At 48.1% G+C, this 11,951-nt stretch carries 12 protein-coding genes; all 12 read right to left on the reverse strand.

From position 1 onward, the window contains the following. Positions 1 to 100 precede the first annotated feature (100 nt). The 12 genes from sucD to aroQ all read right to left on the reverse strand — a co-directional run bounded on the left by sucD (position 101) and on the right by aroQ (position 11,890). A complete protein-coding gene (gene sucD / locus FCL46_RS24065) occupies positions 101 to 991 on the reverse strand; it encodes a succinate--CoA ligase subunit alpha (protein ID WP_136810663.1) in 891 nt (296 codons plus the stop codon). Positions 992 to 1,030: 39 nt separating this feature from the next. After that, a complete protein-coding gene (gene sucC, locus FCL46_RS24070) occupies positions 1,031 to 2,191 on the reverse strand; it encodes an ADP-forming succinate--CoA ligase subunit beta (protein ID WP_136810662.1) in 1,161 nt (386 codons plus the stop codon). Positions 2,192 to 2,258: 67 nt separating this feature from the next. Then, complete coding sequence (locus tag FCL46_RS24075; protein WP_136810661.1) at positions 2,259 to 2,804, reverse strand: 2-oxoacid:acceptor oxidoreductase family protein; 546 nt, start codon at positions 2,802 to 2,804, stop codon at positions 2,259 to 2,261. Continuing rightward, positions 2,801 to 3,610: a 2-oxoacid:ferredoxin oxidoreductase subunit beta gene (locus tag FCL46_RS24080; RefSeq protein WP_136810660.1), complete on the reverse strand. Its 810-nt coding sequence runs from the start codon at positions 3,608 to 3,610 to the stop codon at positions 2,801 to 2,803. The genes FCL46_RS24075 and FCL46_RS24080 overlap by 4 nt, the downstream gene beginning before the upstream one ends. Before the next feature lie 2 nt (positions 3,611 to 3,612). Beyond that, positions 3,613 to 4,761 (reverse strand): 2-oxoacid:acceptor oxidoreductase subunit alpha, encoded by a 1,149-nt coding sequence (locus FCL46_RS24085; RefSeq protein WP_176371640.1) that lies wholly within the window; start codon positions 4,759 to 4,761, stop codon positions 3,613 to 3,615. Then, on the reverse strand, positions 4,754 to 4,978 hold the full coding sequence (locus FCL46_RS24090) for a 4Fe-4S dicluster domain-containing protein (protein WP_136810658.1): 225 nt from the start codon (positions 4,976 to 4,978) through the stop codon (positions 4,754 to 4,756). Before FCL46_RS24090 ends, FCL46_RS24085 begins: the two co-directional genes overlap by 8 nt. Positions 4,979 to 5,165: 187 nt before the next feature. Beyond that, positions 5,166 to 5,516: a hypothetical protein gene (locus FCL46_RS24095; protein ID WP_136810657.1), complete on the reverse strand. Its 351-nt coding sequence runs from the start codon at positions 5,514 to 5,516 to the stop codon at positions 5,166 to 5,168. A 37-nt stretch (positions 5,517 to 5,553) separates the two neighbouring features. Further along, complete coding sequence (locus tag FCL46_RS24100) at positions 5,554 to 6,474, reverse strand: AEC family transporter (RefSeq protein ID WP_136810656.1); 921 nt, start codon at positions 6,472 to 6,474, stop codon at positions 5,554 to 5,556. 220 nt (positions 6,475 to 6,694) lie between these two features. After that, on the reverse strand, positions 6,695 to 8,455 hold the full coding sequence (locus FCL46_RS24105; RefSeq protein ID WP_136810655.1) for a thiamine pyrophosphate-binding protein: 1,761 nt from the start codon (positions 8,453 to 8,455) through the stop codon (positions 6,695 to 6,697). 28 nt (positions 8,456 to 8,483) lie between these two features. Further along, positions 8,484 to 9,887 carry an aldehyde dehydrogenase family protein gene (locus FCL46_RS24110; protein WP_136810654.1) on the reverse strand — a complete coding sequence of 468 codons (1,404 nt, stop codon included), beginning with the start codon at positions 9,885 to 9,887 and terminating at the stop codon, positions 8,484 to 8,486. Positions 9,888 to 9,949: 62 nt separating this feature from the next. After that, positions 9,950 to 10,753, reverse strand: a complete 804-nt coding sequence (locus tag FCL46_RS24115) for a sugar phosphate isomerase/epimerase family protein (protein ID WP_136810653.1) — start codon at positions 10,751 to 10,753, stop codon at positions 9,950 to 9,952. 690 nt (positions 10,754 to 11,443) lie between these two features. Further along, on the reverse strand, positions 11,444 to 11,890 hold the full coding sequence (gene aroQ / locus FCL46_RS24120) for a type II 3-dehydroquinate dehydratase (RefSeq protein ID WP_136810652.1): 447 nt from the start codon (positions 11,888 to 11,890) through the stop codon (positions 11,444 to 11,446). Between the last annotated feature and the right edge of the window lie 61 nt (positions 11,891 to 11,951).

The following is an 11,951-nucleotide window of genomic DNA, read 5'->3' on the forward strand; positions in this document are numbered from 1 at the left end:
TGTCTTTGCAACGGTGCTACCGCAAATCATCATCTATTTTTAGATAATATCATCTATTTTATATTTCATCACCTCTTAATGCATCTAAAAGAACAATTTATTAGTACGATACGTGACTATCGCGGAGAATATCGCGGGTGATTCTGCCAATATTTCCGAGATTTTCACATACATGTACGCCGTTTTCCCTGAGCGCCGCTAATTTGGCTTGCCCTGTGCCGTTACCACCGGTGATTATGGCACCGGCATGTCCCATTCTTCTGCCCGGCGGTGCAGTTAAGCCAGCGATAAAGCCGATAACTGGTTTAGTCACATGCGTATTGATAAATTCGGCTGCCTGCTCTTCGGCATTGCCACCGATCTCTCCCACCATGACAATGGCTTTTGTCTCAAGATCTTCCTGAAACGCTGTCAAAACATCGATGAAGTTGGTGCCATTTATCGGGTCTCCGCCGATACCAACACAACTGGTCTGGCCAATACCCAGTTTAGTGAGCTGATCGACCACTTCATAGGTCAGTGTTCCTGATCTGGACACTACGCCCACAGGTCCACCGGGTTTGTGGATTTTACCAGGCATGATACCTATCTTGCAGGCCCCGGGAGTTATTATTCCCGGGCAATTCGGACCGATCAAACGACAGTCCTTTGACGCCAGATAGTCTTTCACCCGCAGCATATCCATTACCGGCACGCCCTCGGTGATAGCGACAATAAGGTCAACACCGCTATCGGCCGCTTCCATTATGGCATCGCCGCAAAAAGCAGGAGGGACAAATATCATTGAAGCATTAGCCCCTGTTGCAGCAACCGCCTCGCGAACGGTATTGAAAACAGGTACATCATCCATCATCTGACCACCTTTTCCCGGCGTGACGCCAGCCACAATTCGGGTGCCGTATTCGATGCACTGCCTGGTGTGAAACTGTCCTTCCCTGCCTGTAATACCCTGCACTACCACTCGTGTTTCGCTATCTATAAAAATACTCACAACAGTCTCCGGATCGTTAGGTGTTAATCAGTTAGCGTCTCAGTTGACAGCCTCGGCAATCTTAGCCGCGGCATCCTGCAGATCAACCGCAGTTATGAGGTTCAGGCCGGATTCGTTCAGGATCCTTTTGCCCTCTTCAACGTTTGTCCCTTCCATCCGGACAACCACAGGGACATTCAGGCCAATAGCTGTGGCAGCTTTAACAACACCTTCAGCAAAAACATCGCAGCGCAGAATTCCGCCGAAGATATTGATCAAAACAGCCTTCACCTTCTGGTCTCTCAAGATAATACGCAGGCCGTTTTCAACCATTTCAGCTGTCGCGCCGCCACCGACATCCATAAAGTTGGCCGGTTCAGCACCTGCCTGCTTGATGATATCCATTGTCGCCATGGCAAGTCCGGCGCCATTGACGATGTTGCCCACATTGCCATCAAGATTGATATAGTTCAGGTTGTGCACGGATGCCTCGACCTCAAGAGGATCTTCCTCTGCTGTGTCGCGATAGTTAAGTAGCGTCGGGTGCCTGAACAATCCGTTGGAATCCAGGTCAACTTTGGCATCCAGAGCGATAACCCTGTCATCTGCTGTAAGGATCAGAGGATTAATCTCGACTAACGAGCAGTCACACTCAACAAAGAGGGTAAAAAGTTTGCTTACAAGCTCACTGAACTCCTTGCGTACTTCTTTAGGTAAACCGAGGCCGAAGATCAGTTCACGAAGGTGATACCCCTGCACACCGAGTGAAGGAGACACATTAACAGTGATGATCTTCTCAGGGTTCATCTCAGCCAATTCTTCGATATCCATGCCGCCTTCCCGACAGCACATAATGATGACAGAAGCTGTTTCACGGTCCACCAACAGACTGAGGTAGAGTTCCTCTTTGATATTCTGGCCAGCCTCAACGAGCAGTCGCTGAACCAGCTGCCCTTCTGCTCCGGTCTGTGGCGTAATCAGGGTCATCCCAAGAATCGCATCGGCATGTTGCCGTGCCTCAGTTTCAGAGCCGGCGAGCTTTACTCCACCGCCTTTGCCCCGGCCACCCGCATGTATCTGAGCTTTGACCACTACCGGATACCCATTCAGCCCGCAAGCGGCCTCAACAGCCTCATCAACACTCAAGGCAACTGTACCTTCAGGAACCGGGATGGAATATTGTCGAAAAAGTTCTTTTGCCTGATACTCGTGAATTTTCATGTTTCTCTATATGTTGATAAGAAATATTTAAAACCGTCTGCCCCGAGAATATAGAGCCAACGCCCAACTACAGATTGTAAGGTCTACCGAGTTCAATTCCGATGTTGAGTGCTTCCTTGTTCATCTCAACGAAATCTCTTGGAACCCGCTCCTCAATAGCCTTCATCACTGACTCCGATTCCACTACCCCGGTAATGCCCAGCAACGCTCCGAGAACACAGATATTGAAAACAATTGGCTTACCGATCGTATCCATTACGCTCTGGTACATGGGGAGCTCAATCTGTCGAGCATCAACCTTGCGTGTTGTTTCAACAAATTTTTCATCAGTCAATAGTGTTCCACCCGGGCGAATTTCCGGGGCAAAACTGCTATACGCCTGCTGGGTCAGACAGACCAGAATATTTGGTTGGGTAACCACAGGGAAATCTATCTCCCGCTCTGAAATAATGACATCGGAACGGGTAGCACCGCCACGAGCAGCCGCCCCGTAGCTCTGTGACTGGGTCGCATTCATTCCTTCATGAATAACGGCGGCCTCGGCCAAGATAATTGCTGCGGTTATTACGCCCTGTCCACCTGAACCCGAGAATACAAGTCTGGTTCTTCTCATCTCGCTGCCCCCTGCATTGCATGCTCAACTATTTTGTCGTACTCCTGGCAATACTCAGCTCGTTCTTTCTCGACAAAAATTCCCCGACCGAGCAACGACGGGTTCTCTGCCAGCTGCTTTGAACCAACTCGCGCTGTGATGTTTTTGTAGTTTTCCATCATTGCCACGGCATCACCCTGCTTATTCTTTCTGCCAAAATGGGTTGGGCATTGTGAGAGAATTTCAACCACTGAAAATCCCTTGTGAGCTATGGCTTTTTTCAGTATTTCTGTAGATTCCCGTGCATGGTACACAGTCGATCTGGCGACAAAGGTTGCCCCTGCAGCAGTTGCCAGATCAACGACATCAAATTCTCTGTCGATGGTTGTAAACGGCGCTGTTGTTGCCTTTATACCGCAACCGGAAAGGGGCGAAAACTGACCGCCGGTCATACCGTAGATCCTGTTATTCATCACGATAGCTGTAATATCTATATTACGACGCGCCGCATGGATAAAATGGTTGCCTCCAATTGCCAGTGCATCGCCATCGCCCATAGGCACCAGCAGAGTCAGCTCCGGCTTACTGAGTTTTACCCCTGTGGCAAAAGCAAGTGCTCTACCATGCAGAGTATGGAGTGAATGAAAATCTACATAGCCCGAGATCCGGGCAGAGCAACCGATGCCGGAGGTCATGACGATGTCATTTTTCTCCAGCTCAAGTTCTTCTACTGCACGTAATAACGAATTCAACACCGTGCCGTGCCCACAACCGGGACACCACATATGCGGAAAAAACCGTTGTCGTAAATAGTCCTGAACAGCCATCTTTACATTCCCCTCCCCTGGATAACCCTCAAAATTCGTTTTATGTCGGAGGGTGTAATCAGTTTTCCGTCAATTCGATTGGCCAAAAAGACGCTCTCCGGTTTGGAAAGAGAGGCCTTAACCTGAGTGAGCACCTGCCCCATATTCATTTCAACAACAAGTACAGCCTTTGCTCCCTCACATTTTTCCCGAACCAGATCATGCGGAAACGGCCAAATGGTCTGCAGCTCAAGCACGCCGATTTTCTCATTCTTCTCCCGCCTGTTTTTCGCCAGGTGAATTGCTGAACGGGCAGACGAACCATAGGAGACCAATACATACTCAGCATCGTCCAGATAGTGTTCTTTGTATCTGGTGACCGCTTCTATGTTGGTATCAATCTTATCTATCAGATGACGGAGCAGTTCGTTGACAATCTTGGGGTTGGCTGAGGGGAAGCCCCACATATCGTGATATAAGCCGGTTACATTATAACGATGCTCACCGCCAAAATCGGACATCGGTAAACGACCATCTTCACGCGGCAGATATGGACGGTAATCAACACCTTTAGAGACAGACGTACGCAAACGATCCACCAACTCAATCTCACCAGTCTCCGGAATGACCAGTTTTTCCCGCATATGCCCCACCGCTTCATCGAGAAGCAGGATTACCGGAGTACGATAGGTCTCTGCCATATTGAATGCGTCGACGGTCATGGCAAAAACATCCTGATGGTTAGAAGCAGTCAGCGCAATAATGCTGTGGTCACCGTGTGTTCCCCAACGCGCCTGGTTGATATCGCCCTGACTCACATGGGTCGGATTGCCTGTTGAAGGGCCACCTCGCTGCACATTCGCAATAACGCAGGGAATCTCGGTCATACAGGCATATCCGATTGCTTCCTGTTTCAGCGAGAATCCCGGGCCGCTTGTTGCAGTCATTACCTTGCGCCCGGTAAGGGATGCCCCGATAATTGCGCACATGGAGGCAATTTCATCTTCCATCTGAATGAACTTTCCACCGCTTTCCGGCAGCCGCCGCGACAGCAGTTCAGCTATTTCTGTCGAAGGGGTGATCGGGTAACCGGCGTAGAACTCAACCCCCGCATAAAGAGCGCCTTCTACGCAGGCCTCGTTGCCTTGAACAAATCGTACTTTTTCACTCATCATCTTTATCCTGGTCTAACTGAACCTCGACCGCCAGATCGGGGCAGCGTAATTCGCACAACGTGCAACAGATGCAATCTTCCTGACGGACTGCAACCACCTTTTCCGTAGCATCCAGTTCGAGAACGTCTTTGGGGCAGAATTTGACGCAAATCCCGCATCCCTTGCACCATTCCCTGTTAATTAGCAGCTTTTTCAATCTCTTCTTGTTGGCCATGTGGTCCTCGTTACGATCAACGCTGAATACGTGTGAATACTTCTACCTGAAAACTAATGAGTACTTCCTATGAGAAACGATCAATTTTGCCGAAATAGATCCCGGCAGGTTCAAAAGGAATCTGAGTGCTTTGATTCATACAAGCAACGGCACCACTCCCTTCCTATCAATTATGGATTGCGGACAGTTATTCGCCTGAACAAAAGCATTCATCCCACTGGTCGGAATCTGTTTCTTCTACTGCCGTCGAATTCTCTGTTTCTAGTATCTCTGTGAGTGGAACGGGCAACCTGTATATACAAAGAACTGAGGCTATTTTTTCTCTATCTATCTCAGGCACTTCCTCACACTGGTTTGAATAGATCATCAGACCGTCAAGTGTTACCGTAAAACAGCCGGAAAGATCCTCAGACAAACTCCCCGTGAACACGAATCTTCTTTTGAGGTAATCAAGGATTTCATATGACAGCATGATGAAACCAGGTTTCCGTGGATAGCCGAGTTTTAGCTCAGGGATTGCATTGTTCATATCATCCATCTTTAATCCTATTCTCTGCGCTCGGGAGGGTGCCTTCCTAAGAGACGATCATTAGCCAGAGTATAAAAGTTACCAATGAAAACAAGGTACTCGCCGAAATAGTCGCCACTGCAAAATCGCCATCACCGTGCATTTCCCTGGCCATAACATATGCAACCGTGGCGGTAGGTGAAGAGAGCAGGATCAATGCGGGGACATACTCTTCAATCTCCACGTTGAACATGGAAAACAACAGCACTCCCACTGCCGGGAGAACAAGTAGTTTAAGGGCGACGGCACCAAGGGTCGGCCGCAGGTATTTACGCATCAGCTGCAATGAAAGTGAAGCGCCGATAAGCAGAAGCGCCATTGGCGGCGCCAACCCTCCCAGAATATTAAGACTTCGCTGAATCACCTGCGGAATCGGTATCTCGAGAATTGAAACTACGATACCTGCCATAGCACCGATGATAACCGGGTTTCCCAACAACTTTTTGCACAGTGATCCCAGAGTGAACACCTGCGTGTTTTCAACATCATGAATCTGTAAAACAATCACTGACAGCAGATTTTGTAAAATCATGAGAAAACCGCAAAGAATACCAGCTTTTACAAAACCTCCTTCACCCAAGTAATACAATGCGATGGGCAATCCGATAAATCCGAGATTGCCATGCCCGGCACTCTGTACAAAGGCACCGGCACGGCCTGGTGACATCTTAAACATCCGAGCGATAATCTCTGATCCGGAATAAACCAGTGTGGCAGCAAGCAGCGTCAGCAGCAGAACTTGCCCGTCAAACTGTTCATGGAATGATGCCTTGGCAATTGAACTGAAAATCAACGCAGGAATAGAGAGGTAATAGACCAGCTTATTTGCCGGTCCGAGAAAATCCGGTGTGATAAACCCTTTTTTCCTCGCCACCCAGCCAAGCAAAATAACTATAAATATCGGTATTATGGTTTCAATTACCTGCATGCCGGCCTCTCCCTTCTGTATGAGAAATCTGTTGATGTTCAGAAGACAGGATTACCGAAAGTGGAGAAGTCGCTTCCGGCAACCCTGTCTCTGGGCGTCTTGCGTAAATGGTGCTCCACCGAAAACCGCCAATTTGCAGGTTTTCGTTCAGGCACTAAATAGATGGATAACGATTCTTTCAGATTATCTATCTTTTGCAAGTCTAAACATCAACGGCTCATCATCGTGTACTCACATGTGATATCTTCTGACCGGGTGAATAAATATCAAGAATGTTCCAGTGACCTGTTGTCGGCACCGGGTTGTTAATCATTGGTACATCAAGAACCACAGGCTTATTCAGGGCGATAGCCTTCTCAAGCGCTGGTTTGAATTCTTCAGCAGAAGTAATTTTGATACTATCGATACCGTATGCCTCTGCAATAGCAGCGTAATCAGGAGAAGTCGACTCTCCATCCTTTTCAAAGACTGTGCCGTAGGTTGTCTTGTAGTGCGCCTTCTCAAGACCTGCGATAGTACCGAATGCGTTGTTGTTCATAATTACCCAAACAACAGCCACACCTTCATGCCTTGCAGTGGCCAGCTGAGCCGGATTCTGTCCGAAACCGCCATCGCCAATCAGGGCGACAACAACTTTTTCTGGAGCGGCAATCTTGGCGCCAATAGCAGCTGGTCCGCCGAATCCCATAGTCGCATATCCGCCGGGCATAAGGATGCTTCCCGGCTCGTAGATAGGAAACTGCTGACCAACACCATTTTTATTCCAGCCCACATCAGTGGTAATGATAGCATCACGCGGCAGTACCTCTCGCACCTCAGCAAGAATGCGCTCCGGCATCATCGGGAACTCGTTACTGGTTTCCATATCCAGGTTGTTCTCCTTCATTGCCTTTCGTTCCTCGGCAATTCTGGTTTCAACCTCTACACGCGTAACACCTTCCGGATACAATTCTTTAGCGACTTTGCAGAGTACAGAGAGTGCTTGCTTCAGGTCAGCAATCACGCCGATTTCCACCGGATAGTTCCGCCCGATCTCACTTGCTTCAATATCGATCTGGATGACCTTCGTCTCAGGAATCTCAAAGGTGTACTCAGGATACCAGGAGCTGCAGTCAGCCTCTTTAAAGCGTGTGCCTAAAGCAAGAACCAGATCGGCTGTGCGGCAGGAATCGTTAGTGTACTGTGTCCCCCAGAATCCTGTCATACCAAGTGTCAGGGCATGATCGTCGGGAAGAGCACCTTTACCCATAAGGCTATGCGCCACCGGCAGGCCGAGATGGTCTACCAGCTCACGCAGTTCATTGGTCGCATTAGCCAGAACCACGCCGCCACCAAGATAGATAACCGGCGATGTTGACTCAACCAGTCGCTTAACGATATCTGCCGCAACCGATTCAGCCATTGAGGGCTTTTCAAAAGTCCTGGTGTTCTGCTGCTGACGTTCAAACAACGCAACATCAATCTCTTTTGAGAAGATATCCATAGGGACATCCACCAGCACAGGCCCAGGCTGTCCGTTTTCCGCCAGATGAAATGCTTTTTCCAGAATCTCCGGCAAAAGCTCTGCTCTATCTACACGCCAGGCGCGTTTTACAAAAGGACGGTAAATCTCCCACTGTGCTCCATCAGCGTGCAAATTCACCTCCTGATGCGGATGCTTACCGAAATAATGGCTCGGAACATCTCCTGCAATGACCACCATTGGAATACAGTCAAGAGCTGCATTAGCAACACCGGTTGCAGCGTTTGTCATGCCCGGCCCAAGATGGCTGAGAACTACAGATGCCTTGCCTCTCACCCGAGCATATCCATCTGCAGCGTGTGAGGCTATCTGCTCATGGCGTACATTGATAAACTCAATTGAACTCTTCTCAAGTGCAGAGAGCACTGCTATATTGGTGTGTCCGCAGAGACCAAAAATATGTTGTATTCCCCGGTTTTCGAGGTATTTGATCATCTGGTGCGATACAAGATCTTTCATGACATTCTCCATAGTATTTCTCAACCGGTTACCAGGTCTCAGTATTGTAAAACTCACCGAACAACTCTTCATCACTCGGTTTATCTTCAGGGATAGGACGTGATACCCAGGTGTAGTTCAGGTAATGTTTCAATGAGATATTTTCGTTGCTGATGTTGCCTGCCCAGACGCCGCAGCCCATGCTTGAAGTCATCGGCATACCATTGGTAAAACTACCGGCATTCGCTTTTGACTGCGGTTGGCGTACCATCATCCTGCTCACAGGAGTCTGAAGTGCCAGTCTGTGAATATGATCGTCATTAAATGAATAGATGCCGCAAGAGTGCCCTTTACCCTGGGTTGCGTATACCGCACTGACCATCTCTAGTGCCTGATCAAAAACACTATATTTGAAAATGGAGAGCAGAGTTCCAAGCTTTTCAGTTGAGAACGGGTACTCTTTACCAATCTTGTCTTCTTTGACGATGAGAAATTTTGTCTCATCCGGTATCGAGAAACCTGCCTTTTCGGCAATCACTTTTGCAGGGCATGCGATAGTGTCGATGGTTCTGTGACCATCCTGCCAGAGCACCTTCTCAAGCATCACTTTCTGCTCATCTGAGACAAGATAGCCACCTTCTTTCTTCAGGTTGCCAAGAAACTCGTCATACACGGTATCATCGACAATCAGGTTACCGTCAGCTGAGCAGCCAGAACCAAAATCAGACATCTTGCTGAGCATGCAGAAATTAGCAGCCTCCGCAAGGTTTGCCGTCTCATCAATAACCATTGTAGAGTTACCCTGGCCTGCTGCATACGCAGGTTTACCTGAGCAATGTGCAGACTTAGCCATTGCCGGGCCACCGGTTGCAATTGTGAGATCACAAATGGCCATAAGCTCCTGAGCCATCGGTATGGAAGGTTTTTCTGCGCAGACATAGAGATCTTCAGGAAGACCAATTCGTTTAAGCGCCTGCCGCATGACGTTTACTGTCTCGATGGTGGTCTGTTTTGCCCGTGGATGTGGTGAGAATACAACAGCATTTTTGGCTTTTAATGCGTAAATTCCCATTCCCGGAGGAGTGAGCGCGGGGTTGGTTGTCGGCACAAGTGCTACCACAACACCAATAGGTTTTGCGTATTTGACTAACCCTTTCTCAGGTATCTCTTCTACTATTCCAACACTCTTCTGACGCAGAGCATCACGTAATACACCTTTAATCTTAAAACGTTTGTTCGGTCGACCTTCCCAGTCACCAAGGCCGCTTTCTTCCACACCCATACGTGCCAATCTGGTAAAGGTCACCTCGTTGGCAGTGGCCCAGCCAACAGCTTGTATAGCCCTGTCAATCGCCTCCTGATCAAGATGTTCAATCTGCTTCTGAGCAACCTTTGCTCTTGTGTATAGCTCCTGTGCATATTGTTTTTCTTCTTCAGTTATTGCTCTTGCCATCGTGGGCCTCCTTTTTCTTCTTTACAAGAATATTGTGGGTGTGTTCTTGAACGATCACATTTTCAATGTCCCAAATATTTTTTTGTGGTTGCAAGAGCCTGGCGAACATACTCCTCCACCCCAAGCTCTTTGGACATGTGTACATTTGGTATTTCCAGCGAGTATGGAACAGGTGGAACACAAGCAAGAACGTCCTTAATGTTCAAACCGCCCTCTCCCGGATAAAAACGCTCTTCACGAGCCGTATGCAGCAGACCGTCCAAAGTGGAGGGATGCTCACTCGGTGCATCACAGAGATGCAGAAAATTGAACCAATGGGCAGGTAGCTCTTTGAGCTCCTCTAAGCGAGATGCTGATCGATCAAAGTGAAGCGTATCAATCAGCATCCCCGCATTAGGTTTGTTGACTGCCCGAATGACTTGAATTGCTGTTCGAAGGTCAGGCGTTTCTGTCCATGAAGGGAACTCGAGATCAACACTCAGATTGAATTGCTGTGCCAAGTCGCAAAGTCGTGCAAAACGTTCAGTAGCACGCTCACGATCAGGATCAGGAAGCTGGGCAATAATCGACCGTGCACCAAGTTCTGCCCCTCTCTCCATGACTTTTTCGTATTCTTCAGGCTCTGTTTCCGCATCAAGGCGAGCCAGTTCTATATCCAGAACAGCCATACCGGTATCGACAAGAGTGGATTTGGTTTCTGCCATCAGATTGCGATCGGTAATTAATGGATAGAAGGGCTCGTCGGTTGTTACAGCTGTCATTCGTAAACTAACGAAATCGTATCCTGCCTTCGCGGCAATTCTAATGAGCTCCGGAGGTGAACAGCTCAACGCGGTGAGGTGTGCTAGAGAATATTGTTGAGCCATAATCCCCGTATTCCTTTGTAATGAATTTGGCATACCGACAGAAGCCTACATTCAGGCCGCAGTTTCGATGCCGTTTACGCTGTTGAATGGCATAAACACCTTTCGCACAGCAGGACGTCATTTCGTTGTGAAGGATAGAGTAAGAAAAAACGAATGTCAACGAAATTAATTCCACTGTGCGATACACTGTCCTATTTTTCCATTTTATGATTCCCAGGAAGCTTCATACCAAATCGCATGGAACACCCAGGATCCCGAGTTAAAATGGTCACATACCAACAACGAGAACGAAGAACGTGACTCTGATCGCACAAAGAAATTATCGAAATATTTTGACGGGAGAACGTGAAAACTACGCTGTGATGAATGGAGCGTGCCAGACGGACACATTGAAAAGACAGGGATGATCTTTAACGATACAGGAGATTAAGAACCCTAAAAGGAAGGGTTACATGAGATATGCGTGGAATGGCAGAACTCTTTTGCTCGCAAGAGAGCAGACAAAAGAGTTCAAAACTTTTAGTACCTACTTACAGGGTAAGCGACTTGGTCTTATAAACCTCTGTATTTGTAGCTGCTTGCAGAGGGCCAGAGATTTTCTCAAGCAGTTTGGTGAAGCCTATGTCATACGTAAACCAAACTGATCGCGGAAAGATTTGGTGCCCTGTGAGCAGTTACAACTTTAAATCACTAGCTTTCTTCAGACAGTATATCGACTGCAACTCTGAGACCGAGCAGGTAGCTGTTTACCCCGAACCCGGATATCTGCCCTCTAGCAATATTAGAGAAAATCGAGAAGTGCCTGAATTCCTCTCTTGAATGCACATGTGACATGTGTACCTCGACAACAGGTGCGGTAAGGATGGCCATCGCGTCCATTATGCCGTAGCTGTAATGTGTCCAGGCTCCGGCATTGATGACAACGGCATCAATCCCCTCCTCGTGAGCTCTATGAATTTTCTCAACCATCTCGCCTTCATGGTTAGTCTGAAAGCACTCGATAGCAACATTAAGTTCAGAGGCCAGTCCACCGAGCTGTTCATCTATTTGCTGGAGAGTAACGCTCCCATATTGAGCAGGATCACGTTTACCAAACATATTCAGGTTAATCCCATGCAGTACCAAAATCTTTTTCATACCCACTCTCCTTTAATTTCAAATTGTTGTAACGGATCGAATTGCAATAATTAGAAAAATA

Origin of the sequence: Desulfosediminicola flagellatus, assembly GCF_005116655.2 — a bacterium.
In the GTDB taxonomy this organism is placed as follows: Bacteria; Desulfobacterota; Desulfobulbia; order Desulfobulbales; family Desulfocapsaceae; genus Desulfopila; species Desulfopila flagellata.

Bases quoted from the DNA above. Each gene is read 5' to 3' on its own strand.
- FCL46_RS24100 (WP_136810656.1), bottom strand. From the start codon at position 6,474: ATGCAGGTAATTGAAACCATAATACCGATATTTATAGTTATTTTGCTT.
- aroQ (WP_136810652.1), bottom strand. From the start codon at position 11,890: ATGAAAAAGATTTTGGTACTGCATGGGATTAACCTGAATATGTTTGGT.
- FCL46_RS24090 (WP_136810658.1), bottom strand. From the start codon at position 4,978: ATGGCCAACAAGAAGAGATTGAAAAAGCTGCTAATTAACAGGGAATGG.
- FCL46_RS24080 (WP_136810660.1), bottom strand. From the start codon at position 3,610: ATGGCTGTTCAGGACTATTTACGACAACGGTTTTTTCCGCATATGTGG.
- FCL46_RS24095 (WP_136810657.1), bottom strand. From the start codon at position 5,516: ATGGATGATATGAACAATGCAATCCCTGAGCTAAAACTCGGCTATCCA.
- sucC (WP_136810662.1), bottom strand. From the start codon at position 2,191: ATGAAAATTCACGAGTATCAGGCAAAAGAACTTTTTCGACAATATTCC.
- FCL46_RS24105 (WP_136810655.1), bottom strand. From the start codon at position 8,455: ATGAAAGATCTTGTATCGCACCAGATGATCAAATACCTCGAAAACCGG.
- FCL46_RS24085 (WP_176371640.1), bottom strand. From the start codon at position 4,761: ATGAGTGAAAAAGTACGATTTGTTCAAGGCAACGAGGCCTGCGTAGAA.
- FCL46_RS24110 (WP_136810654.1), bottom strand. From the start codon at position 9,887: ATGGCAAGAGCAATAACTGAAGAAGAAAAACAATATGCACAGGAGCTA.
- FCL46_RS24115 (WP_136810653.1), bottom strand. From the start codon at position 10,753: ATGGCTCAACAATATTCTCTAGCACACCTCACCGCGTTGAGCTGTTCA.
- FCL46_RS24075 (WP_136810661.1), bottom strand. From the start codon at position 2,804: ATGAGAAGAACCAGACTTGTATTCTCGGGTTCAGGTGGACAGGGCGTA.